Annotated in this window: 16 protein-coding genes, 9 tRNA genes and 5 pseudogenes; 22 read left to right on the top strand and 8 right to left on the bottom strand. The window is 50.4% G+C overall.

Going from position 1 to position 25027, the window contains the following annotated elements:
• Nucleotides 1–116: 116 nt before the first annotated feature.
• The 12 genes and pseudogenes from mutY to ABDK09_09205 all read left to right on the top strand — a co-directional run bounded on the left by mutY (nucleotide 117) and on the right by ABDK09_09205 (nucleotide 4654).
• On the top strand, nucleotides 117–1172 hold the full coding sequence (gene mutY, locus ABDK09_09260) for an A/G-specific adenine glycosylase (protein XAW89789.1): 1056 nt from the start codon (nucleotides 117–119) through the stop codon (nucleotides 1170–1172).
• Nucleotides 1173–1193: 21 nt separating this feature from the next.
• Nucleotides 1194–1466 carry an oxidative damage protection protein gene (locus tag ABDK09_09255; protein XAW89788.1) on the top strand — a complete coding sequence of 91 codons (273 nt, stop codon included), beginning with the start codon at nucleotides 1194–1196 and terminating at the stop codon, nucleotides 1464–1466.
• Nucleotides 1467–1561: 95 nt separating this feature from the next.
• Nucleotides 1562–2690 (top strand): annotated as a pseudogene (gene mltC, locus ABDK09_09250) (membrane-bound lytic murein transglycosylase MltC).
• Nucleotides 2691–2880: 190 nt separating this feature from the next.
• Nucleotides 2881–2956: transfer RNA gene (locus ABDK09_09245), tRNA-Phe, on the top strand.
• Nucleotides 2957–3011: 55 nt separating this feature from the next.
• Nucleotides 3012–3087, top strand: a tRNA-Thr gene (locus ABDK09_09240).
• Nucleotides 3088–3094: 7 nt separating this feature from the next.
• Nucleotides 3095–3170, top strand: a tRNA-Phe gene (locus ABDK09_09235).
• A gap of 132 nt (nucleotides 3171–3302) precedes the next feature.
• Nucleotides 3303–3378 (top strand) — tRNA-Asn (locus ABDK09_09230).
• 732 nt (nucleotides 3379–4110) lie between these two features.
• A tRNA-Phe gene (locus ABDK09_09225) sits at nucleotides 4111–4186 on the top strand.
• Between the two features lie 57 nt (nucleotides 4187–4243).
• Nucleotides 4244–4319, top strand: a tRNA-Thr gene (locus ABDK09_09220).
• A 33-nt stretch (nucleotides 4320–4352) separates the two neighbouring features.
• Nucleotides 4353–4428 (top strand) — tRNA-Asn (locus ABDK09_09215).
• A 36-nt stretch (nucleotides 4429–4464) separates the two neighbouring features.
• Nucleotides 4465–4540: transfer RNA gene (locus ABDK09_09210), tRNA-Thr, on the top strand.
• Between the two features lie 38 nt (nucleotides 4541–4578).
• A tRNA-Asn gene (locus tag ABDK09_09205) sits at nucleotides 4579–4654 on the top strand.
• A gap of 430 nt (nucleotides 4655–5084) precedes the next feature.
• Here the strand turns inward: ABDK09_09205 and djlA are convergent.
• A complete protein-coding gene (gene djlA, locus ABDK09_09200) occupies nucleotides 5085–5939 on the bottom strand; it encodes a co-chaperone DjlA (GenBank protein ID XAW89787.1) in 855 nt (284 codons plus the stop codon).
• A 215-nt stretch (nucleotides 5940–6154) separates the two neighbouring features.
• Here djlA and lptD point away from each other — a divergent pair, with 215 nt between their 5' ends.
• The 6 genes and pseudogenes from lptD to apaH all read left to right on the top strand — a co-directional run bounded on the left by lptD (nucleotide 6155) and on the right by apaH (nucleotide 13090).
• A complete protein-coding gene (gene lptD / locus ABDK09_09195) occupies nucleotides 6155–8509 on the top strand; it encodes an LPS assembly protein LptD (protein ID XAW89786.1) in 2355 nt (784 codons plus the stop codon).
• 63 nt (nucleotides 8510–8572) lie between these two features.
• A pseudogene (gene surA / locus ABDK09_09190) lies at nucleotides 8573–9869 on the top strand (peptidylprolyl isomerase SurA).
• Nucleotides 9859–10854 carry a 4-hydroxythreonine-4-phosphate dehydrogenase PdxA gene (pdxA, locus tag ABDK09_09185; GenBank protein ID XAW89785.1) on the top strand — a complete coding sequence of 332 codons (996 nt, stop codon included), beginning with the start codon at nucleotides 9859–9861 and terminating at the stop codon, nucleotides 10852–10854. The pseudogene surA and the gene pdxA overlap by 11 nt, the downstream one beginning before the upstream one ends.
• Nucleotides 10855–10881: 27 nt before the next feature.
• Nucleotides 10882–11697: a 16S rRNA (adenine(1518)-N(6)/adenine(1519)-N(6))-dimethyltransferase RsmA gene (gene rsmA, locus ABDK09_09180; protein ID XAW89784.1), complete on the top strand. Its 816-nt coding sequence runs from the start codon at nucleotides 10882–10884 to the stop codon at nucleotides 11695–11697.
• Nucleotides 11698–11889: 192 nt separating this feature from the next.
• The gene (gene apaG / locus ABDK09_09175; GenBank protein XAW89783.1) at nucleotides 11890–12270 is read left to right on the top strand and encodes a Co2+/Mg2+ efflux protein ApaG; all 381 of its coding nucleotides are present in this window, start codon (nucleotides 11890–11892) and stop codon (nucleotides 12268–12270) included.
• 10 nt (nucleotides 12271–12280) lie between these two features.
• Entirely contained in the window at nucleotides 12281–13090 is an 810-nt protein-coding gene (gene apaH / locus ABDK09_09170; GenBank protein ID XAW89782.1) for a bis(5'-nucleosyl)-tetraphosphatase (symmetrical) ApaH, read from the top strand.
• A 100-nt stretch (nucleotides 13091–13190) separates the two neighbouring features.
• Here the strand turns inward: apaH and folA are convergent, their stop codons facing one another.
• The 6 genes and pseudogenes from folA to rplU all read right to left on the bottom strand — a co-directional run bounded on the left by folA (nucleotide 13191) and on the right by rplU (nucleotide 17349).
• On the bottom strand, nucleotides 13191–13697 hold the full coding sequence (folA, locus tag ABDK09_09165) for a type 3 dihydrofolate reductase (GenBank protein ID XAW90706.1): 507 nt from the start codon (nucleotides 13695–13697) through the stop codon (nucleotides 13191–13193).
• A 78-nt stretch (nucleotides 13698–13775) separates the two neighbouring features.
• On the bottom strand, nucleotides 13776–14246 hold the full coding sequence (locus ABDK09_09160; GenBank protein ID XAW89781.1) for a threonine/serine exporter family protein: 471 nt from the start codon (nucleotides 14244–14246) through the stop codon (nucleotides 13776–13778).
• A 1-nt stretch (nucleotide 14247) separates the two neighbouring features.
• Nucleotides 14248–15009, bottom strand: a complete 762-nt coding sequence (locus tag ABDK09_09155; protein ID XAW89780.1) for a threonine/serine exporter family protein — start codon at nucleotides 15007–15009, stop codon at nucleotides 14248–14250.
• Nucleotides 15010–15291: 282 nt separating this feature from the next.
• Nucleotides 15292–16468: pseudogene (cgtA, locus tag ABDK09_09150) on the bottom strand (Obg family GTPase CgtA).
• Between the two features lie 291 nt (nucleotides 16469–16759).
• Nucleotides 16760–17017, bottom strand: coding sequence for a 50S ribosomal protein L27 (gene rpmA, locus ABDK09_09145; GenBank protein XAW89779.1), 258 nt, complete (start codon nucleotides 17015–17017; stop codon nucleotides 16760–16762).
• A 20-nt stretch (nucleotides 17018–17037) separates the two neighbouring features.
• Complete coding sequence (gene rplU, locus ABDK09_09140) at nucleotides 17038–17349, bottom strand: 50S ribosomal protein L21 (protein XAW89778.1); 312 nt, start codon at nucleotides 17347–17349, stop codon at nucleotides 17038–17040.
• Between the two features lie 271 nt (nucleotides 17350–17620).
• On the opposite strand from rplU, the gene ispB reads away from it, so the two are divergent.
• Nucleotides 17621–18592, top strand: a complete 972-nt coding sequence (gene ispB / locus ABDK09_09135; GenBank protein ID XAW89777.1) for an octaprenyl diphosphate synthase — start codon at nucleotides 17621–17623, stop codon at nucleotides 18590–18592.
• Between the two features lie 275 nt (nucleotides 18593–18867).
• Here ispB and mdh read toward each other — a convergent pair.
• Nucleotides 18868–19804: pseudogene (gene mdh / locus ABDK09_09130) on the bottom strand (malate dehydrogenase).
• 398 nt (nucleotides 19805–20202) lie between these two features.
• Here mdh and argR point away from each other — a divergent pair.
• The 3 genes and pseudogenes from argR (at nucleotide 20203) to ABDK09_09115 (ending at nucleotide 24961) form a co-directional block, all read left to right on the top strand.
• Nucleotides 20203–20677: pseudogene (gene argR / locus ABDK09_09125) on the top strand (transcriptional regulator ArgR).
• A 463-nt stretch (nucleotides 20678–21140) separates the two neighbouring features.
• Nucleotides 21141–22109: a TAXI family TRAP transporter solute-binding subunit gene (locus ABDK09_09120; GenBank protein XAW89776.1), complete on the top strand. Its 969-nt coding sequence runs from the start codon at nucleotides 21141–21143 to the stop codon at nucleotides 22107–22109.
• 263 nt (nucleotides 22110–22372) lie between these two features.
• Nucleotides 22373–24961 carry a TRAP transporter permease gene (locus tag ABDK09_09115; GenBank protein ID XAW89775.1) on the top strand — a complete coding sequence of 863 codons (2589 nt, stop codon included), beginning with the start codon at nucleotides 22373–22375 and terminating at the stop codon, nucleotides 24959–24961.
• Nucleotides 24962–25027: the final 66 nt, after the last annotated feature.

The raw sequence follows: 25027 nt of genomic DNA, 5'->3' as shown, positions 1-25027 counted from the left end.
CAAGCGCAAAGATAGAGAAAAAGATAGCAAAATAACCGTAAATATTGTCTGTTTTACTTCTGGTAAAATATGTGCTGCAATTTTGCCCCATTATTATTCTCAAAACAGAGCAAGTCGTGACTCCTTTCGCTAAGGCTATTCTTACCTGGTATGACGCTTACGGGCGTAAAAACCTGCCGTGGCAGCACAACAAAACCGCATACAGCGTCTGGCTGTCGGAAATTATGCTGCAACAGACCCAGGTTGCTACCGTGATCCCTTATTACCAGCGCTTTATGGAGCGCTTCCCGACCGTGACCGCGCTGGCCGAAGCCGAGCAGGATGAAGTGCTGCACCACTGGACCGGCCTTGGCTATTACGCGCGCGCGCGTAATCTGCATAAAGCCGCCAAAATGGTTGCCACTGAGTACGGCGGTGAGTTTCCGACCGACATTGAGCAGCTTAACGCGCTGCCAGGTATCGGCCGCTCAACGGCTGCAGCGATTTTATCCTCGGTCTACAAACAGCCGCACGCTATCTTAGATGGCAACGTCAAGCGCACCCTGGCGCGCAGTTTTTCCGTCGAAGGCTGGCCGGGGCAAAAGAAGGTTGAGAATCAGTTGTGGCAACATGCCGAGCAGCACACTCCGGCTACCGACGTAGATAAATACAATCAGGCGATGATGGATATGGGCGCGATGATCTGCACCCGCTCCAAACCCAAATGCAGCCTGTGTCCGGTAGTGGAATTCTGCAGCGCTTACCAGCAAGGCAACCCGCTCGACTATCCGGGCAAAAAGCCGAAAAAAGACAAACCGGTCAAAGAGACCTGGTTTGTCATGCTGCATCACGGTGAAGATGTGTGGCTTGAGCAGCGCCCGCAAAGCGGTATCTGGGGCGGCTTGTTCTGCTTTCCGGAGACGGCCGATGCCGCAATTGAGCACGCGCTGGATAAACGCAGTATTGGTGACAAGCTGGTGCTATCGAAAAAGACTTTAATCGCTTTTCGCCACACATTCAGCCATTATCACCTCGATATTACTCCGGTTTTGCTGGAATTATCCGCCAAACCCGACATCATCATGGAAGCGGACAAAGGTCTTTGGTATAACTTAAGCCAACCTGAAGAAATCGGCTTAGCTGCCCCTGTAAAGCAGCTGCTGCAAAGTCTTCCATTTGAAATTCATGCATAAAAAATTAAAGAGGAAGTCGTTATGAGCCGCACTGTATTTTGTGCTCGACTACAAAAAGAAGCGGATGGTCTGGATTTTCAGCTGTATCCGGGTGAACTGGGCAAACGTATTTTCGATAACATTTCGAAAGAAGCCTGGGCACAATGGCAATCTAAGCAAACCATGTTGATCAACGAAAAGAAACTCAACATGATGGATCCTGAGCACCGCAAACTGCTCGAGCAGGAAATGGTGAACTTCCTGTTTGAAGGTCAGGAAGTTCATATCGAAGGTTACACGCCACCAAGCGAGTAATTTGAGACCATTTTCGATGAAAAACAATGACATCACAGCCTTCAGCTCTGATGTCATTTTTGTTTTTAACCGTCTCAATCACGTTCGGGGAGCCAATGAGAAAGCTAGTTTATTGCCTGACGGCCATGCTGTTGGCAGGCTGCAGCCGAGAGTTTGTCGAGAGCTTGTACGATGTCGATTACGAGCCGACTAACCGCTTTGCCACCAACCTGGCGCAGCTGCCGGGCCAGTTCGTCAAAGACACCGCCGCGCTTGATGCTCTGATCAACAGTTTCTCCGGCAATATCGAAAAACGCTGGGGCAGCCGCGAAGTCAAAATTGCCGGTAAACGTAACTACGTCAAATACATCGATGACTATCTGAGCCGGGCTGAAGTCAACTTCAATGACGGCCAGATCCTGGTCGAAACCATCTCTCCGACCGATCCTAAAGGACATCTCAAAAAGGCGATCGTCACGACCCTGCTCACCCCGGATGATCCGGCCCATGTCGACTTATTCTCATCACAAAATATTGAATTAAAAGGACAACCTTTTCTCTATCGTCAGGTTGTCGATCAGGAACACAAGCCAATTCAGTGGAGCTGGCGCGCCAACCGCTACGCGGATTACCTGATCGCTCATCACCTTAAAGTTAAACAGGTCGACTTTAAACAAGCCTATTACGTCGAGATCCCTATGGTCGAAGATCAGGTCGAGATCCGCAGTTACCAGTACGCCAGTATTGTCCAGCGTGCGGCGCGCAAATATGACATTCCGGAAGATCTGATTTACGCCATCATCAAAACCGAGAGCAGTTTCAACCCTTATGCGGTCAGCTGGGCCAACGCCTACGGCCTGATGCAGGTGGTACCGAAAACCGCCGGGCGCGACGTATTTAAGCTGGTCAAGAACCGCTCCGGCCAGCCGTCCCCCGAGTATCTGTTTAATCCGGAGAACAATATTGACACCGGAAACGGCCTACTTTCACATTCTCAAAACCCGCTATCTGCGCGATGTGCGCAACCCGGTCTCACTCGAATACAGTATGATTTCCGCCTATAACGGTGGCACCGGCGGGGTACTCAACACCTTCGACAGAAATCGTCAGCAGGCGATGAATGACCTCAATTCACTCAAACCGAATCAGGTTTACTGGGCTTTGACCAAAAAACACCCCAATGCGGAGTCGCGCCGCTATCTGGAGAAAGTGACCCAATTTAAAAAACAATTCAACGCAGGCTGAGAAAACTTAACGCAAGCTAAGAAAACTTAACGAGGCTAAGCAAAAATTAACTCGGGCCAATAAAAAAGTATTGTTTTTGTATCAAAAACCATCACCTTGCTTAAAATAGCGGCGCTTAAACGATTTTTTGAATTTTTTTATAAAAACAGGTTGACGACTGGAGGGAAAATCCGTTTAATAGCGCTCCGTTGCCCGGATAGCTCAGTCGGTAGAGCAGAGGATTGAAAATCCTCGTGTCGGTGGTTCGATTCCGCCTCCGGGCACCACAATTTAAACGTTGTTGGTGCAGGTCATCAGCAACAAGTTAAAAGAATACAGTGCGCCGACTTAGCTCAGTAGGTAGAGCAACTGACTTGTAATCAGTAGGTCACCAGTTCGATTCCGGTAGTCGGCACCATTCTTTTGCCTCGATAGCTCAGTCGGTAGAGCAGAGGATTGAAAATCCTCGTGTCGGTGGTTCGATTCCGCCTCGAGGCACCATATTATTTCCGGTGCTCACTAACCTTATAAGGTTAAGTTGAAAATCATCGGTCAGTGCCCTGGGCGGGCCCGTTATTCCGCCTCGAGGCACCATTATTTGGTGCTTCACTCTGCAAAGAGTGCACAAATAATTCCCCCTTAGTTCAGTCGGTAGAACGGCGGACTGTTAATCCGTATGTCGCAAGTTCAAGTCTTGCAGGGGGAGCCACTTTATAAAACCCAGTCTTCGGACTGGGTTTTTGCTTTTCTAGCATATGGGAAATTAAACGCCTTTGTGAACGGTAGATATGTCGCAACCGAAGGTCGGCCCGTACAAGTCCTGACAGTGTGAACCTCTTTACAAAACCCAGTCTTCGGACTGGGTTTTTGCTTTTCTGATCCAAAAAAACTGTGCGAATATTCCATTTCTTTGTGAACGATGAATATGTCGCAACCAATAGGTTGGCCCGTACAAGTCCTGACAGTGTGAACCTCTTTACAAAACCTAGTCTTCGGACTGGGTTTTTGCTTTTCGGCGTCCTGCGCGCCGCTTCATTTATTTTTCCTTCCACCGGCACAATTGCGCTTTGGGGGTTACCTTGCCAAAAATAAACGCTAACTCCACCAGGTAAAGCTGGCAAAACTGCGGCTTGCATCAGCCAGTCGGCCTACCACAGCTAGGTTATTCATAGCAAAAGATGGTATTGCATCGTGAAATAGCCGTTTAGGCTGATCCTGTTTGCAGAAAAAACGTCCGCTGCGGAGTAACTATCTGGCAGCTAACAAGCCGGCAGCAAACACTTTACGCCTGTCGTAACAGGTTTTAGGCCGTGGTATCTGGGCAAATAGTAGCTCCAAATGGATAAAAACAGGCCATTAAGTATAGAAAAACAACAAACGATATTTTTTTTGCATTTTACTGTTGACGAGAAATCGGAAAACTCGTTTAATACACCCCGTTGCCTCGATAGCTCAGTCGGTAGAGCAGAGGATTGAAAATCCTCGTGTCGGTGGTTCGATTCCGCCTCGAGGCACCATATTTTAGAATGTTGGTGTACATCACGAGCATGCAACAAAACATAAAGATTCGGTGTGCCGACTTAGCTCAGTAGGTAGAGCAACTGACTTGTAATCAGTAGGTCACCAGTTCGATTCCGGTAGTCGGCACCATTCTTTACAAGACCTTGAGTCTTAAAAATCTGTTCCCCCTTAGTTCAGTCGGTAGAACGGCGGACTGTTAATCCGTATGTCGCAAGTTCAAGTCTTGCAGGGGGAGCCACTATTTCTCAGTGAGCTTATTAAGCTGATTGAAAAGGCCGACTTAGCTCAGTAGGTAGAGCAACTGACTTGTAATCAGTAGGTCACCAGTTCGATTCCGGTAGTCGGCACCACTGTTTTTAGAATAGCAAAATAGTGAAAAACAAATAATTCCCCCTTAGTTCAGTCGGTAGAACGGCGGACTGTTAATCCGTATGTCGCAAGTTCAAGTCTTGCAGGGGGAGCCACTTTAGAAAACCCAGTCTTCGGACTGGGTTTTTGCTTTTCTGATCCAAAAAACTGTACGAATATTCCATTTCTTTGTGAACGGTGAATATGTCGCAACCGGACGGCCGGCCCGTACAAGTCCTGACAGCGTAAGCCACTTTAGAAAATCCAGTCTTCGGACTGGGTTTTTGCTTTTCTGCTCCAAAAAAACTGTGCGAATATTCCATTTCTTTGTGAACGGTAGATATGTCACAACCGAAGGTCAGCCCGTACAAGTCCTGACAGCGTAAGCCACTTTAGAAAACCCAGTCTCCGGACTCGGCTTTTGCTTTTCTGGCCATCCCCTTCCCTGCACCATTCAAGCTACTCTGCCTGACAGACTTACCGGTGATAAACTGCAGATGTAAAAAAGGCAAGCCGCAGCTTGCCTTGTGCTTGGTCACGCTCAGGTTACTTGATGCCTTTTTCCTTTTTGATCAGGTCATAGGCATGCTGGATTTCCTGCGATTTCTCTTTGGCGACGTTCATCATCTCCGGCGGCAGGCCTTTGGCCATCAGTTTATCCGGGTGATGCTCATTCATCAGTTTACGGTAAGCGCGCTTGATCTCTTTCGCGTCGGAGTTTTCATCCACCCCGAGTACCGAATACGCATCGGCCAGACGGTCGCGGCTTGACGTTTGTTGCCACTGGCCGCCTGAGTAGTGCTGCTGTCCCTGGCCACCAGCACCGCCACCTTGCTGGAAACGAAACGCCGCTTCCTGCATGCGCAGGCGACGCTCCAGCTGCTCGGCTGAAAAGCCCAGGATCTGCGCCACGCGATGCAGCACATCGCGTTCACTCGGATGCAGATCGCCATCGGCAAACGCCGCTGAGATTTGCAGCTCGAGGAAAAATTGCAGCAGGTCAAATCGGCCGCCGGAAGAAATGCGCACTTTTTCCAGCACCCGGTCGAGCGGAAAGTCCACCTCTTTACCGTCACGAAACGCATCCTGCGCCGCACGGCGCTGGTCGCCATGCAGGTTCATGCGATCCATCATGACGCTGGCCAGTTGAATTTCTTCTTTGGTGACCTGGCCTTTCGCTTTGGCCACATGGCCCATCACAGCAAAAGCCGCTTTAAAGAATTCTTCCTGCCGTTCAGCCTGGCTCGGGCCGGAACCAAACCCGCCGGAACTGAAGCCGGCACGGCTCATACGACGGGCTTTATCAAACTGATGCCCAATAAACAGGCCAAAGATTGCGCCAAGCGGACCGCCAAACAGGAGGCCGAAGAAAGCGCCAAGAATTTTGCCAAAAATATGCATTATGTGCTCTCAATCTATGAATTTTTTAGGTGTGCAGTGGTCTGATAGTGCCGGGAGCGTGAAATTCCTTTATGATAAGGAACGATTTTTATTATACCCAAGTCATCTCATAGGCTGTGTCACAGCCAGGTTCAGGATGAATTTACATACAGGTGCTTGGGTGTATCATCTCCCAATATCGGACTTAAACAATTTCAACAGGATAGTACAATTCGATGTCACGTTTTTCCCGCACGTTTTTAGCCGCTTCGATTAGCGCCGCGCTATTTGCGCCTCAGACTCAAGCAGACGCTACGGTGGATGACAGTGTGCAGGAACTGCCCACTATCGATCAATGCCTGGTGGATCAACCAGCAGCAGAGAATTCCGCCCAACAGCCTATCAATGTCGAAGCGGATAAGCTAGAAGCAATTAATGGCGACCGCGCCACCTACTCTGGTAATGTTGTTGTCATTCAGGGTAATAAGCAGATTCAGGCTGACAATGTGACCCTGCACCAGAAAGAGAACCTGGTGGTGGCTGAAGGTAATGTGAATTTCAGTGACGGTCAGGTCAAGGCGCGCTCTGATAAAGCCACCAATGATCTGACCAATGATCAGATGACACTGGAGAACACGGAATACAAATTCCTGTGTGAGCCAGGCCGTGGTAACGCTGCCTACATCTCCAAGACCGGTAAAGCGGTGTACGAGATTGAAGATGGCTCGATTACCTCCTGTCCCGAAGATGACAATGCCTGGCGCCTGAGAGCTTCGGGGATTCATGTTGACCAGGATGAGGAACAGGCCACTTTCTATAATCCGCGTCTGGAAGTACTCGACGTCCCGGTGTTCTACTTCCCGTACCTGACCGTGCCGATTGGTGATACCCGTAAAACCGGTTTTCTTTATCCGACCGTTTCTTACGGCTCACGCGATGGTTTCGAACTGGAAGTACCATTCTACTGGAACCTGGCGCCGCAGTACGATCTGGAAACCACGCTGCACTATATGGACAAGCGCGGTACTCAGCTCAACAGTATCTTCCGCTACCTGACTGATTTTGGTCAGGGCAGCCTCAAATCTGAGTTTTTGCCGGATGATGATCTGAACCCGGATCTGGGTAAGCGCTGGGCATTCCAGTATCAGCACAGCGGCATTTATGATCAGTCATGGAAATTCGATTTCGATTATTCCAAAGTCAGCGATATTAACTATTTCTCTGATCTGAGTTCTTCAATTGGTAACCGTGAAGACGGCCAGCTGATCCAGGAAGGTGAAATCGCTTACCGCAGCCAGAACTGGGACAGCGCAATCCGCGTACGTCAATTCCAGCTGCTGCTGGATGATGACAACAGCACCCAGCAACCTTATCGTCTGATGCCGCAACTGGCGTTTAACTACTACTCACCTCAGGCCCTGCGTTATATGGATCTGGACTTTAAATCGCATATTTCGCGTTTTGAGACCGATGCCAACGGCCGTCCTTCTGCGACCCGGGTACATATCGAACCGGGTATGAAAATTCCGATCGCCACCACCTGGGGCACCTGGACCACCGAAGCGCGCGTACTGGGTACCTATTACCAGCAAGATCTGGACGACGTCGATATGACCGACTCTGATAACCGCGATCTGGAAGAGAGCGTGACCCGCGTCATTCCTGAGTTCCGCACTCACGCTGGTATCGTGCTGGAACGTAATACCAAGATCTTTGACAGCTACACTCAGACTCTGGAACCACAGATCCAGTACCTGTATGTACCTAAGAAAGACCAGAGCAATATCGCCCTGTATGACACCACGTTGCTGCAAACCGACTACTACGGTCTGTTCCGCAGCCGCAAATACAGCAACATTGACCGCGTAGCAGCAGCGAACCAGCTGAGCTACGGCGCTTCTACCCGTTTCTTCGACGATGCGTATAAAGAGCGCCTCAACATCTCGTTTGGTCAGATTTTCTATATCGATAAAGATTTGAAAGTCCGCTCCACAACATCGGATGAAGAGACGGAATCGAACTACTCGGCCTGGGCAGTAGAAATGGATTTCAACTACGATGACTTCCTGTTCTACCACGGCGGCGTACAGTATGACGTCGATACCAGCTCCATGCAGCTCGCCAACAGTACGCTGGAATACCGTTTTGATGGTGGTTTCATCCAGACTAACTACCGCTACGTACCAAAAGAGTACATTCAGGAAACCGTGGACTTTGATGTCTCCAACATTACTGAAGACGGTATTTCTCAGGCCGGTCTGCTGGCCAGCTACCAACTGTCACGTAAATGGAGCTTCAGCGGCCAGTATTTTTATGACCTGACCACAGACCAGGCACTGGAGTGGCTGGCGGGCTTCCGCTACACCTCCGATTGCTGGTACATGGGTTTCAACTACAGTAACCAGCTCAAGGGCTGGAACCAGACCCTCAGCGACGGTTATGACAACTTTGGCGATCCTGATTATGAGAACAACTTCAGCTTCAATATCGGCATTATCGGCTTTGGCACCAGTGTTGGTTCCGACTCTGATCTGCTGAGCAGCAGTGATAACTCTCTGGGATACGGTCGTCCGTTCTTCCTGAATAACTGAGTCTCTGAGTCACGAACAGACAGGCCTGCCCGAGGCAGGCCTTTGCAATAGATAGGACATGTAATGAAATTGTGGAAACACACCCTACTGACGCTTGTCGGGCTACTTACTATCGGTACTGCGCAGGCACAGCCGGTTGAAATGGACCGCGTTGCTGTCGTCGTCAATGACGGCGTTATTTTACAAAGTGATGTGGATGCTGCCGTACTGACCGTGCAGGCCAATGCCAAACAAAATGGTCGTGCACTGCCGGCGCAGGATGTTCTGCGTGAACAGGTGGTGGAAAAACTGATCATTGATACCCTGCAACAGCAGGAAGCGGAGCGGATCGGCGTACGTATTGATGATGAACGCCTTAATCAGGCCATCAACGATATCGCACGGGATAACAAACAGACTCCTGAGCAGCTGCGCGCAGCTGTGGCAGAACAAGGCCTGACCTACGCCGAATTCCGAGAACAGATCCGTAAAGAGATGTCCGCCAGTGAAGCACGTAATGCCCTGGTTCGCCGCCGCATCAACATCCTGCCGGCCGAAGTGGACACCCTGGCGGAGATCCTGGCTCAGGAAACCAATGCTACTGTGCAGTACAAAATCAGCCATATCCAGCTACGCTTCAATGAAGGACAGGATAAAGCTGACGTAGAAGCTCAGGCCAAGAAACTGGTCAAGGAGCTGAACGACGGCGCTGACTTCAGTAAAATGGCCAGCACCTACTCGAAGGGCCCGAAAGCGCTCGAAGGTGGTGACTGGGGCTGGATGCGTAAAGAAGAGATGCCAACCATCTTCGCTGACCAGATTAAAATGCAGAACAAAGGCACCATTATTGGTCCGTTTCCGCAGCGGCGTCGGCTTCCACATCCTCAAAATTGATGATGTAAAAGGTCTGGAGACCGTAGCCGTCACCGAAGTGAATGCTCGCCATATCCTGATTAAGCCGACCATTATCCTCAGTGATGAAGGCGCTCAGAAGCAGCTCAATGACTTCATTCGCCGTATCAATAACGGTGAAGCGACCTTTGCTGAACTGGCACGTCAGTACAGCCAGGATCCGGGTTCAGCCGCACAAAATGGTGAACTGGGTTACCAGACACCTGACTTGTATGTACCGGAGTTTAAGCACCAGGTTGAAACCCTGCCGGTCGGTCAAATCAGCAAGCCGTTTAAAACGGTACACGGCTGGCATATTGTTGAGGTCTTAGATCGTCGCGAAGTTGACCGTACTGATTCGGCGGTGAAAAACAAAGCGTACCGGATTCTGTTCAACCGTAAATTCAATGAAGAAGCCAGTGCATGGCTGCAGGAGCTGCGTGCCGGTGCTTTCGTTGAAGTACTCAAGGACAACGAAGATGACAATTAAACGCATCGTAGTGACCGCCGGTGAACCGGCGGGCATTGGCCCGGATCTGGTGCTGGCTCTGTCGCAGGAAGACTGGTCACATCAACTGGTGGTGTGTGCCGACAAATCAGTGCTGGCCGAACGTGCTAAACTGCTCGGCCTTGATGTCACCTTACTGGACTACGATGCTGCAGCACCCGCCTCTCCGCAGCGTGCCGGCACCCTGGTGGTGGATCACATTGCAGTCAGTGAACCGGTCACGGCCGGTCAGCTCAATGAGGCAAACGGCCGCTACGTATTAAATACGCTAGAAAGAGCCGCTGCAGGCTGTATGAATGATGAATTTGATGCTATTGTCACCGGCCCCGTGCATAAAGGGGTGATCAACCGGGCTGGCGTCGCATTCAGCGGCCACACCGAGTTCTTTGCGGAGCAGTCAAATACCCCTCTGGTGGTCATGATGCTGGCAACTGAAGGACTGCGGGTTGCACTGGTCACGACCCATATTCCGTTGGCCTATGTGTCGAAAGCGGTAACCAGTGAGCGTCTGGAAAAGATCATTCATATTCTCCACAAGGATTTAGTCGAGAAATTTGCGATTGAGCAGCCGAACATTTATGTTTGCGGCCTTAATCCGCATGCCGGGGAAGATGGTGTACTGGGTCATGAAGAGATCGACACCATCACACCAACCCTGGAAAAATTGCGTCAGCAGGATGGTATCAACCTGATCGGTCCGTTACCGGCCGATACCATCTTCAGCGAAAAATATTTGCAGCATGCAGATGCTGTTCTCGGCATGTACCACGATCAGGTGCTGCCGGTACTGAAATACAAAGGCTTTGGCCGCTCGGTGAATATTACCCTCGGCCTGCCGTTTATTCGGACTTCGGTTGACCACGGTACGGCGCTTGACCTGGCAGGTACAGGCAGCGCAGACGTCGGCAGCTTCAGGACAGCCCTTGCGCAAGCGATTGAATTAGTAGACAAGAAGAACGCTTCTTGACGACAGTAGAAGAATATTGAGAACACTATGAGAAACGATGTCCATTTAGGACACAAAGCGCGTAAACGTTTTGGTCAGAACTTTCTGAACGATCCATACATCATTGATGGCATCGTATCAGCCATTAACCCTCGTCCAGGACAAAACCTGGTTGAGATCGGTCCTGGTCTGGGTGCAATCACCGAGCCCGTCGGCCGTGAAGTGGATAAGTTCACTGTCATCGAACTTGACCGTGACCTGGCTGAGCGCCTGCGTAACCATCCGGATCTGGCTGACAAGCTGACCATCCATGAAGGCGATGCAATGCGCTTTGATTTTACCCAGCTGGTGAAGCCGGGTAACAAGCTGCGCATTTTCGGTAACCTGCCGTACAACATCTCTACTCCGTTGATGTTCCACCTGTTTGAATATCATAAAGATGTGCAGGACATGCACTTTATGCTGCAAAAAGAGGTGGTTAACCGCCTGGCAGCGGGCCCGGGCAGCAAGGCTTACGGCCGTCTGACCGTGATGGCGCAGTACTACTGTAAAGTGGTTCCTGTGCTGGAAGTACCGCCGACGGCCTTTGTGCCGCCACCAAAAGTAGACTCAGCGGTCGTGCGCCTGGTGCCTTACGAGGTTCTGCCGCACCCGACGACCAGCCTGAAGTGGCTGGACCGTGTGGTACGTGAAGGCTTTAACCAGCGCCGTAAAACGGTACGTAACTGCTACAAAGGTCTGCTGGAACAGGAAGTACTGGAAGAGCTGGGCGTTAACCCGGCCATGCGTCCGGAAAACCTGACCCTGCAACAATTCGTTGCCATGGCCAACTGGCTTGACGCCAACCACGGCCAACAGGCATAAGCAGAAAGGATGACCCTGGCGGTCATCCTTTTTTGCATTCGTGCCAATTGAGTATTTTGTTCCCTTTCGTTGTTTCGTGTCCTTCCGCTGCACCTTCATCTGCGCATCCCTGTCAGGTTATGTTTAGGTAACGGTGGTCATCTTTCACATCATACGGTAATGTCGACACAGCGATTCGGAAAAGGAGTTTTTATGGATACTGCCACGCCCTGTATTAAGGTACAGGTTCATACCAAATACATACCTGAGCAATCCACCCCGGAACAACAGCGCTATGTTTTCGCCTACCTGATCACGATAAAGAATCTCAGTAACCAAACCGTACAACTGATCAGCCGCCGCTGGTTGATTACCGATGCCAACGGCAAACAGATGACAGTCGAAGGCGATGGCGTGGTCGGTGAACAGCCGTTTATCGCCGGTAATGATGAGTATACCTACAGCAGCGGTACGGCACTGGAGACTCCGGTCGGCGTGATGCAGGGCCACTACATCATGCACGATGAAGAGGGTAAACAGTTTATCGCGGATATTGAGCCATTCCGGCTTGCCGTCCCTCATGTACTGAATTAAAGGATACGGCGTGGCAAATTATATTGTCGGTGATATCCAGGGCTGCCTGGATGAATTACAGCTGCTGCTGCAACAGGCTCAATTCTCTGCAGAGCAGGATACCTTATGGGTCGCCGGTGATCTGGTTGCCCGCGGGCCAAAATCGCTCGAGACATTACGTTTTATCCGCGATCTCGGCACCGCCGCTAAAGTCGTACTGGGTAATCACGATTTACACCTGCTGGCAGTCGCCAACGGTATTCACCCGGTCAAAAAGAAAGATAAGACCGAACCGATTTTCGCGGCCGAAGATGGTCCGGATCTTCTGCAATGGCTGCGTCGCCAGCCGCTGCTGCAGGAGCATGATGAGTTTGTCGTTGCCCATGCCGGCATTTCGCCAATGTGGGATTTGGCGACCGCCAGAGCCGCAGCGGATGAAATCAGCGCCCTGCTCAGTGGTGAGCGCTGGTTGTGGCTGATTGAAAACATGTACAGCAATATGCCGGATCAGTGGAGCGCGGATTTAAAAGGTATCGATCGTTATCGCTATATCATCAACAGCTACACCCGGATGCGTTTCTGCCATCCCGACGGCAAACTGGATATGAAATGCAAATTACCGCCCGATCAGGTCAACCGTAAAAAGCTGTTGCCATGGTTTGAGCTCAAACAGCGGCTCGCACTGGATAAAACGGTATTATTCGGTCACTGGGCCGCGCTGGAAGGCTATCGCAGCCACCAAATCATCGGCCTGGATACGGGCTGTGTCTGGGGTGGGACTCTGACCATGTTGCGCTGGGAAGATAAGCGTTATTTTGCAGTTGAGGCGTTACAGTACTGACTCGCGCTAATCTTTCGCTGCAAAATAAAAAACTCGTCATATGACGAGTTTTTTACATCAGTGCTTGCGCCCGGTTTTCGGGGCAGCAGGATTCAGGTTTCTAGCTCTTCTCAAGCACAACAAAATCCATATCATACTGGTTTTTTTCATCAGCACTGTAGTGCTCACGATGAGTTTCTGTCCAGCTATTATCCCATTCAGGGAAGTAGGTATCACCAGAAATTTCCGCATCGATAAAAGTCAGATAAAGTTTACTCGCTTTTGGCAAAGCTTCATTGTAGATGCTACCTCCACCGATAATCATAGCTTCGTCTGCATCTCCAGCTTCAGCCAAAGCGACTTCTAAAGATGGCACGATAGTAACACCCTCAGCGGAATACTCAGGATTACGTGTAATAACTATATTTCTACGGCCAGGCAAAGGTTTACCAATCGATTCATAAGTCTTACGACCCATAATTACTGGTTTTCCAAGAGTGTGTTGCTTGAACCACGTGAAATCCGCAGGCAGGTGCCAAGGCATTTCATTATCATTCCCGATAACATGTGGATTATCTCGTTCGATATTCCCGTTGCGTGCCAAAGCAGCAATCATACTAATAACCACAATAAAATACCTTTGCTCAAGAATGAGGGTGGGATTATACCTAATTAGAAGAATAGGACAATCTTCGCTCATTAGCTCCTATACAATCGGTTTACGGCGATAGAACAACAGCCCAGGCACAGCAAGACCAACCGCAAGGCCGGCAATGATGAACATCGCTTTCAGAAAGTTTTCAAGCAGGGTTTCCAGCAGTTCAGGATTAAAGCCAAGGTGGTTGATCTCAACCATGGCGATCATCGCCCGGTACGCAAATACACCCGGCACCATAGGGATCAGGGCCGCAACAGTAAACACTTTCGGATGAGCAAGAAACTTGTGCGACCAGTGTACGCCAATCATGCCGACAATGGTGGCGGCGAAAAATGTCGCCCACTCAATCGGAATGCCAAAATGCATCATGATAAAGCGCGAGCCATGTCCTATCGCTCCGCCCAGCGCGCAATATTTAAGTGCCCGCACCGGTACGTTAAATACCAGCGCAAAGCCGACCGCCGGAATGGCGGCAAAAAACATGTCGTTGATAAGTCCGAGTAACAGTTGCCAGTTCATCTTACCACCCCCAAATTCCGGTAACACTCATCGCAGCAATAATGCCAAGACAGGTCGACAGCGTCAGCAGACTGGCCATCACAAAGCGGGCAATACCGATATCGATGTAACCCTTCAGCATATCTGCCACCGAATTGATCAGCGGGAAACCCGGCACCAGCATCAGCACCGAAGAGGCCATCACCAGAGTCGGGTTATTGCCGAGCTGAAAGTTCACCGCCTGAGCGGAAATCACTGAAGTGACAAAAGCGGTCGCGGCAAAGTTAAGCAGCGGGTTGAAATGACGGTGACCGATCTCCTGACGTACAGTCATACCAACCGCAGACGCAATAAAGGTGATAGCAAACACGGTCCAGTCACCACCGGCCAGGCGACTGAATGCCGCACAGGACAAACCGATCATCACCACCACCACCCAGCGGTTATAACGCTCGGCACTGATCTGATTCAGCTTCTTTTGTGCCATGGTATGATCCAGCAAGCCGCGCTCGATCATAATGCAGATGCGCTGGATCTCCGTCACTGCCCGCATGTTAATTCCACGATCCGCGCAGCGGCGGGTCGTGGTAATGCAGTGGCCCTGCTGTACGGTGGTGACCACCAGTGAGCTGGCTGATAACGAGACTTCAACCTCGCTCATGCCACACGCCAGCCCGATGCGGCGCATAATATCCCCGACCAGGGTACTTTCCGCTCCATGAGCCAGCAGCATTTGTCCGGCCTGAGCAATCAAACGAGAAATACTTCTCTGTTGCGAGGTCATGATCCCTTTCCTAAACGTCAACTTACTTAAAATAATACCCGCCAAACCGATGGCGGCAACAGATAACAAACCACGCCGGGGGCTTTCTTGTTGCCATGTGAAATCAGCAAACGCTGCAAACGTAAAACCTGCAAATACGGAGCCCCGGGCGGGAAGGCTACAGTGTGCATGAAAAATGCACTCGGAAATATGATTTAGATACAAAAAAGCCGCAATTTTCATTGCGGCTCTGAATTGAGAACTTTGTGCCTGTTAAGCGCAAACTCTCAGAATTTACTGCGATTATTCACGCACATAGATGACGTGACCATCGTCTTCTTCGTCATCCCAGTCGTCCCAGTCGTCGTCGTCATCTTCGGTGATCACGTTACGGCCGGCCATCGCGTCTTTGTGGTAATCATCCCACATAAACTCGACTTTCTGCTCTTCGCTCAGCTCTTCTTCACCACGCGGCAGCGTTTCCATGAAGTCAGCCAGTTCACGACAAAGTTCAGCAGTACCTTGTTTGTTGACCGCTGAAACCTTGAAGTAAGGGCCTTCCCACGCAAGCGCTTCTAAGATCTCCTGGATCTTTTCATCCGCTTCTTCTTCCAGCATCAGATCCGCTTTATTGAACACCAACCACACAGGCTTCTTGGCAAGCTTTTCGCTGTACTGCTCCAGCTCATCCATAATGGTCAGCGCGTTTTGTGCCGGTTCACTTCCGTCGATAGGTAAAATATCGATCATGTGCAACAGCACGCGACAACGCTCAAGGTGCTTCAGGAAGCGGATCCCCAGACCAGCACCTTCAGCGGCGCCTTCGATCAATCCGGGAATGTCAGCAACAACAAAGCTTTTCTCAGGGACAACACTGACAACACCCAGACTTGGGATCAGGGTTGTAAACGGATAATCCGCGACCTTTGGTTTCGCTGCTGAAACAGAACGAATGAAGGTTGATTTACCCGCGTTAGGTAAACCCAGCATACCGACGTCAGCCAGCAACAGCAGTTCAAGACGAAGTTCACGAACCTCACCTTTGGTACCCATTGTCTTTTGACGTGGCGCGCGGTTTACCGACGATTTAAAACGGGTGTTACCCAAACCGTGCCAGCCGCCTTTGGCAATCATGACTTTCTTGCCGTGCTCAGCCACTTCACCAACAATTTCATTGGTGTGAATATCCACCGCACGAGTACCCACCGGTACTTTCAGCGTAATATCTTTACCGCGTTTACCGGTACAGTTACCGCCGCTACCATTTTGACCGCGTTTCTGCTGCGTAGAAACGCTGAAAACGATAGTCAACCAAGGTATTTAAGTTCTCATCAGCCTGAATGTAGACATCGCCGCCGTCGCCGCCGTCGCCGCCGTCAGGGCCACCTTTCGTTACGAATTTTTCACGCCAAAAACTAACGACACCGTTACCGCCATCGCCTGCTTCGACTTTAATTACCGCTTCATCAACGAATTTCATTACTTACTCCGCATTACTTGCGTTGCAATATCACCGCGTTGCCATCCAAACCTGCAGCGACAACTCATCGTCGCCACTTAAGCCTGCGCTATGCCAATGATATAAATTTTAGCAGAAGTTTGCGTGACCCAGGATCGCGCCCCCTCTGCTTGGGAACAGATAACAAGCCGCTCTGCAATAACGCTACCTCACATAACGCTCAGCAGGGCCTCTTGTTATTGGCTCTTCTCTCCAGATAAATAAAAAACCCCACCTAACGGCAGGGCTTTTAAATTCATCGAGAAACTAAACTTATTCAGCGTCGATGCTAACGAATTTACGGTTTTTAGGACCTTTCACTTCGAATTTCACTTTACCGTCAGATAGAGCGAACAGAGTGTGGTCTTTACCGATACCTACGTTAGTACCAGCGTGGAACTTAGTGCCACGTTGACGAACGATGATGTTACCTGCAAGTACAGATTCACCGCCGAAACGTTTTACACCAAGGCGTTTACTTTCAGAATCGCGGCCGTTACGAGTAGAACCACCAGCTTTTTTGTGTGCCATTGTTAAACTCTCCTAATAACTTAAGCGTTGATACCAGTGATTTTCACTTCTGTGAACCACTGACGGTGACCTTGTTGCTTACGAGAGTGCTTACGACGACGGAACTTAACGATTTTAACTTTATCGCCACGACCGTGCTGTACAACTTCAGCAGTCACTTTACCGCCCTCTACCAGAGGAGCGCCAACTTGGATTTCTTCACCGTTAGCAACCAGCAGAACTTTATCAAATTCTACAGTTGCGCCAGTTTCAACGTCTAATTTCTCTAAACGAAGAGTTTGACCTTCGCTTACACGGTGTTGTTTACCACCAGATTGGAAAACAGCGTACATATTTTACTCCGCTCTTTCCGCACAGCCAATGCTTATATTTTGAGCAATAAGGGTGTGCGCTAAACTAATCATCAATAGGGCGCAGATTCTACGTGAATGACGACCCTATGACAAGCCATATTTGAAAAAAATTGGCGAAAAGCTAATCGCCAAATAAAAGTGCCGCAATCATGCCCTTAAGCCATGTATTAATCAACGTTTTTTAGTGTATTATTGCCGCATTCTTGAAGAACCAAATGCCTTACAAGTTCTAACTTCAGCCGGATGTACAATGGATTTTAAAGCTATCCAAACGCTTACTGCCGATGACATGGCAAAAGTGAATGAAACAATTCAAGCGCAGCTCAACTCTGACGTTTCTTTGATCAACCAACTTGGCTTTTATATCGTCAATAGCGGGGGCAAGCGTCTGCGTCCGCTGCTGGCGATTTTATCGGCCAGAGCGCTCGGTTATCAGGGCCAGGGTCATACCCTCGCTGCTGCGTTTATTGAATTTACCCATACCGCCACACTGCTGCATGATGACGTGGTCGATGAATCGGACATGCGCCGCGGTAAAGCGACAGCAAACGCTGCGTTTGGTAATGCAGCCAGTGTACTGGTCGGCGATTACATTTATACCCGCTCGTTCCAGATGATGGTTGAGCTTGGATCGATGAAGATCCTGCAACTGATGAGTGAAGCGGTTAACGTGATCGCGGAAGGTGAAGTTCAGCAATTAATGAATTGTAATGATCCGGATACCAGCGAAGAGAGCTACATGCAGGTCATCTACTCTAAGACTGCCCGCTTGTTTGAAGCCGCGACTCAGATTGGTGCCATTTTAAACGATGCTCCGGCACCGATTGAAATAGCTCTGCAAAATTACGGTAAATATCTTGGCACCGCGTTCCAGCTCATCGACGATGTGATGGATTACACTGCAGACGGTAAAGAGATGGGCAAAAACGTCGGTGACGATCTGGCAGAAGGTAAGCCAACCCTGCCACTGCTGCATGCGATGCGTAACGGCAACCCGCAGCAGGAAGCGATGATCCGTGAAGCGATCGAACAGGCCAACGGCATGGATCGTTTAGATGATATTCTCGCGGCAATGGATCAGGCCGGCTCGCTGGCATACACCGTTGAGAAAGCGCAGCAGGAAGCCGATAAGGCGATTGCCGAGCTGGATGCGATTCCGGACAGCGATTACAAGCAGGCGCTGATTACCCTGGCTCATATGGCGGTACACCGCAGTAAATAAGCTGTGTGCTGTAGATTACCTGCTCACGGTAAACGGCGCTCCGAGATATAAATCAGCCTCGCACAATGCGAGGCTTTTTTGCGCCTGACGTTATCTAAGCGACCAGACGTTATCTGAGCAACTCAATGCTATCTGAGCCACTGACTTTACTTGCTAACTTGCTAAAACAGATAACTCTGCCCCCGGATCGCGGCCGATAAAAAAACCGCCCGATAAACGAGCGGTTTCTGCCAGTTCAGCGCTGACTCGGTTGATACACCGGCCAGTCAGGCGATTTACTTAACGAAATCAACACCGATTTGGATATCACCTTTCAGAGTATCCAGCATACCTTCCAGTGCATCCTGCTCGAAACGCGCTCAGCGCGCCGTAGCTCAGCACTTCTTCGATACCATCTTTACCCAGTTTAACCGGTTGAGCAAAGAAAGAGGTGTGTTCGCCATCACCTTCAACATAAGCGTACTCGATAACCGCTTCATCACCCTGCAGAGCTTTGACCAGTGACAAACCAAAACGACATGCAGCCTGGCCCATCGACAGAGTTGCCGAACCACCACCCGCTTTCGCTTCTACTACTTCAGTGCCCGCATTCTGAATACGCTTGGTCAGAGCTGCGACTTCTTCATCGCTGAATTCAACACCTTCAACCTGTGACAACAGAGGCAGGATAGTTACGCCTGAGTGACCACCAATCACAGGCACTCGGATCTGACCTGGATCTTTGTCTTTCAGTTCCGCAACGAAAGTTTCCGCACGGATCACGTCCAGCGTGGTGATACCAAACAGTTTGCGTTTGTTGTAAACGCCGGCTTTTTTCAGCACTTCGGCCGCGATTGGCACAGTGGTGTTAACCGGGTTAGTGATGATACCGATACACGCATTCGGACAAACTACAGCGATACGCTCAGCCAGAGACTTGACGATACCCGCATTAACATTGAAAAGATCCGCACGATCCATACCAGGTTTGCGCGCAACACCCGCAGAGATCAGTACCACGTCTGCACCATCCAGTGCTGGGGTCGGGTCCTCACCAGAGTAACCTTTGATCGAAACCGGAGTTGGAATATGGCTCAAATCAGCCGCTACGCCAGGAGTTACCGGTGCAATGTCGTAAAGAGCCAGATCAGAACCGGCTGGAAGACGGTTTTTCAGTAACAGAGCGAGGGCTTGACCGATGCCGCCTGCGGCACCAATAACAGCGACTTTCATCGTAGTTCTCCTTGAGAGTGAATCTTCTTATAAGTTTTTAAATATTATGTAGGGTGGTGTTGTCTATCTTTTATCCAACCCTAAAAAAGCTATAGCAATCACAAAGTGATTACAATCAATTAACGTCAGCTTTGCGACCTTGCGCAACTCCGCTCGTAGCGGCCTTTGGCAAGGGGCGCGATTATGAAATGATTTGTGTGGGATGACAAAGATTTAAGTGCTTAACTGAACTAACCTTATCTATTTTACAGTGACCTTTTAGACAGTTTTAGGTGATAATTTGGCAGGACTCCCCGACCTATGGGAAAATACCATGAGGGGCCGTATCTCTTTCGCGCCAGGAAAACCGCGCAAGAGATACCGCTCTTCGTAATCATTTCGCAAACAGTAGAAGAACAATGCGCCATACAGATAACAAACAAGACAATCTCGTCCGTGCTTTCAAAGCGTTGTTGAAAGAAGAACGCTTTGGATCTCAGGGTGATATTGTCGACGCTCTCAAAAATGAAGGCTTCGACAACATTAACCAGTCGAAAGTATCACGCATGCTGACTAAGTTTCGGCGCGGTTCGTACCCGCAATGCGAAAATGGAAATGGTTTACTGTCTGCCAGCCGAACTGGGTGTGCCGACCGTATCCAGCTCGCTGCGTGAACTGGTACTCGATATCGACCACAATAATGCCCTGGTCGTCATTCATACCGGTCCGGGCGCGGCACAGCTGATCGCGCGTCTGCTCGATTCACTGGGCAAATCGGAAGGCATCCTCGGTGTGGTGGCCGGTGACGATACTATTTTCATTACCCCGACCTTAAGCGTCAGCACCAAGCAACTGTTCACTTCCGTATGTGAACTTTTTGAGTACGCGGGCTAATCTTTGAGTTCACAGACTCAGTATTGAGTGCAAGGATTAAGCTTTGAGTGCACGGACTAATAAGCAGTGCACGAACTAAGCTTTGCCATCGGCGGCAGTAACCTGGTTTTACTGAGCAAATTACCAACAAAGCGTATTAAAAACAGCCAGATGGAGTCACTCAGCCTAGCTTTTGTGTGACTCCACTCTCAAGTTAACCAAGGGTTAACACCCAGAACAAAATCTAATTAACTGATTGATTTCCATCCCATTCATGCCTGTAAATCACGCTATAAAGCGTCGATTAAACCAGCCTGTTTTCCTACATATTGAGACAATCCTATAATTATCTTTCAATTTTTTGCTATTATTCAGCGACTTTTTTAACTTGTTAGTTGAAAAAGCTATCGTTTCTCGATGAAGAAACGCCCAAAGCAACTACACTTGGTTTGGGGCAAAATAGTAAAAGAAGGAAGGGAAATTCATGGCATTGAATAAAATAATTAAGGTCGGTGCAATTGCTGCTGCAGTATTGGGCGCAGGCGCTGTTAACGCACAGGAATTCATCACGATTGGTACAGGTTCAGTAACAGGTGTTTACTATCCTACCGGTGGTGCTATCTGTAAACTGGTTAACAAAGACCGCAAGGACCACAATATCCGCTGCTCTGTAGAATCGACTGGCGGTTCTATTTACAACGTCAACACCATTCGTTCCGGCGAACTGGATTTCGGTATCGTTCAGTCTGACTGGCAGTACCACGGTTACAACGGTACCAGCGAGTTTAAAGACCAAGGCCCGTACAAGAAGCTGCGCGCAGTGTTCTCTCTGCATACCGAACCTTTCAACATCATCGCTCGCTCAGATTCAGGCATCAACAACGTGAAAGATCTGGCCGGTAAGCGCGTCAACATCGGTAACCCGGGTTCTGGTGACCGTGCCACCATGCAGGTTGTGATGGATGCATTTGGCTGGACCAATGATTCATTCAAACTGGCTTCAGAACTGAAAGGTTCAGAGCGTTCACAAGCACTGTGTGACAACAAGATTGATGCTTTCATCTACATGGTTGGTCACCCGAACGGTTCAATCAAAGAAGCAACCACCTCTTGTGATGCGAAACTGGTTCCTGCGACCGGTCCTGAAATCGAGAAAATCGTTGCTGACAACCCATACTACGCCTACAGCACAGTGCCGGCTGGCATGTACCGTGGCACGGATACCGACGTGAAAAGCTTCGGTGTAGCAGCAACACTGGTGACCAGTGCTGATGTATCAGACGACGTGGCTTACAACGTGGCCAAAGCTGTGTTCGAGAACTTCGACACCTTTACTCGTCTGCACCCTGCTTTCGCTAACCTGAAGAAAGAAGACATGGTTAAAGCGGGTATCTCTATCCCACTTCACCCAGGTGCAGTGAAATACTACAAAGAAGTCGGCCTGCTTAAGTAATGAAGCTGGCTTACTGATGCCCCGCTAACATCGGCAGGCATGCGTCTGCCGATGATGACAATATCAAGCCCGATCTCTATCGGGCTTTTAGTAGTAGTTTTTTACTAACAGTAGGGTTTTTACTAACAGTCGTGTTTTTAGTAACGATCGATTTTTAATAACAACCGTGTGTTTAGTAACAATCGTGTGTTTAGCTTTTCGTTTGCTTTGAAAGGCTGCCTTTCCATGTTTACCAAGACCATCAAATAATAAGGATAACATCCATGACGCAGACCAATACGCCGTCGCAAGATGTGCAAGAGATGGTTGCACAGGCTGATACCGGAGCAAGGAATCCAAAAGGGATCCCGGGCCGAATTCTGTGGTTTGTGCCACTGTGCTGGTCACTGTTCCAGCTGTGGTACGCCTCCCCGCTGCCATTCATTTTTGATTTTGGCGTACTCAATGATACTCAGGCTCGCGCCATCCATTTAAGTTTCGCCATTTTCTTAGCCTTCACCGCCTATCCGGCGCTGAAGAACTCTTCCCGTGAGCACATTCCGGCTGTCGACTGGATTCTGGCTCTGGCGGGCAGCTTTTCCGCGGCCTACATTTATCTGTTCTATGAAGAGCTGGCCGGACGTTCAGGCGCACCGACCACGCTCGATGTGGTGGTCGCTGTCACTGGTATGCTGTTGCTGCTGGAAGCAACGCGTCGCGCGCTCGGTCCGCCGCTGATGGCGGTAGCCGGGGTTTTCCTGCTGTATACCTTTGCCGGCCCTTACATGCCGGACGTGATTGCTCACAAAGGTGCCAGCCTGAATAAAGCCATGTCTCACCTGTGGCTGACCACAGAAGGTGTGTTCGGGGTTGCGCTTGGTGTATCAACCTCGTTTGTCTTCCTGTTTGTCCTGTTCGGCGCCATGCTGGAACGCGCAGGTGCTGGTGCGTACTTTATTAAAGTCGCCTTCTCGATGCTGGGTCACATGCGCGGTGGTCCGGCCAAGGCCGCGGTCGTCGCTTCAGGTCTGTCCGGCCTGGTCTCCGGCTCCTCGATTGCCAACGTGGTGACCACAGGTACTTTTACCATTCCGCTGATGAAACGGGTCGGCTTCCCGGGCACCAAAGCGGGCGCGGTAGAAGTTGCTGCATCCACCAACGGCCAGCTGACCCCTCCGATTATGGGCGCGGCCGCGTTCCTGATGGTGGAATACGTCGGTATCTCCTATGTGGAAGTGATTCGTGCGGCACTGCTGCCAGCGCTGATTTCTTACATCGCACTGATTTATATCGTACACCTTGAAGCGTGTAAGGCCGGTATGCAAGGCCTGCCACGTCGCCATAACCCGACGCTGTTGCAAAGCCTGATGTCATTCACCGGCACCATTCTCGCTCTGTGCGTCATCAGTGCCGTGGTGTACTACGGTGTTGGCTGGACCAAGGATGTGTTTGGCGCTGCCGCAACACCTATCGTGACGGTCGCATTGCTGATTGTGTATGTGCTACTGGTACGCGTATCGGCTAAATACGCTGATCAGGCGGGTATGGATCTCGACGATGAACTGACTGAGATCCCGGACACCGGCCCGACGGTCAAATCCGGCCTGCACTTCCTGCTGCCGATTGTGGTTCTGGTCTGGTGTCTGACCGTTGAACGTTTCTCGCCGGGTCTGTCTGCATTCTGGGCCACCGTGTTTATGGTGTTCATTCTGCTGACTCAACGCCCGCTGATGGCCATCTTCAATCAGACCGGTGATCTGTCCGGCAATCTGAAAGAAGGCGTAACGGATCTGCTGGAAAGCCTGGTTGCCGGTGCGCGCAACATGATCGGGATCGGGGTAGCGACTGCAGCAGCAGGTACAGTTGTTGGCGTAGTGACCCTGACCGGTATCGGCCTGGTGATGACTGACTTTGTCGAATTCATCTCCGGCGGCAGCGTGATCATGATGCTGATATTTACCGCAGTGATCAGTCTGGTATTAGGCATGGGCTTGCCAACTACAGCTAACTACATCGTGGTATCCACCCTGATGGCACCGGTCATTGTGACTCTGGGCGCGCAGCACGGTCTGATCATTCCGCTGATTGCTGTGCACCTGTTCGTGTTCTACTTCGGTATTCTGGCTGATGATACACCGCCGGTCGGCCTGGCCGCGTTTGCTGCGGCAGCGATTGCCAAGTCAGACCCGATCCGGACCGGTATCCAGGGCTTTACCTACGATATCCGTACCGCCATTCTGCCGTTTATGTTTGTGTTCAACACCCAGTTGCTGTTGATGGGGATTGATACCTGGTGGCATCTGGCCCTGACGGTGATATCGTCGATTATCGCCATGTTGCTGTTCTCGGCGGCTACCCAGGGTTGGTGGTTTACCAAGACCAAATGGTGGGAAATCGTTGCCTTGCTGGTGCTGACTTTCACCTTCTTCCGCCCGGGCTTCTGGTGGGATATGGTTTATCCGGCGCAGAAACTCTATCCGGGTACTCAGCTGGAGCAGGTGGTGGAGCAGACCCCGGTCGGCCAGTCGGTGGCGATGATCGTGGCCGGTGACACTCTCGATGGCGATCATGTCTCGAAAACTGTGCTGCTGCCATTTGATGATCGTGCCCAGGGTGCGGATGAACGCATTGCTTCAATGGGTCTGATGCTGAAACACGAAAACAATCGCATGCTGATTGATATGGTGGAATTTGGCAGCCCGGCCGAAGCGGCGGGTATCGACTTTGACTGGGAGATTCGCTCCATCGTAGTCGACAGTGACCGTCCGATGAAAGAATGGGTCTTCGTGCCAGCTCTGCTGCTGACATTGTTACTGGGCTGGAACCAGCGACGCCGTGCAGCGCGCGAGCAGAAACGCGGCCTGATGCGATGAACCAGATGCCCTGCTGGTCAGGGCATCTGTGATCAGTCCCCCGGCAGCCACTGCTGTCTCGGATAT

The sequence above is a fragment of the Vibrio sp. CDRSL-10 TSBA genome, from assembly GCA_039696685.1.
Taxonomy (GTDB): domain Bacteria; phylum Pseudomonadota; class Gammaproteobacteria; order Enterobacterales; family Vibrionaceae; genus Vibrio.
This window is presented reverse-complemented; position numbering and strand designations above follow the sequence as displayed.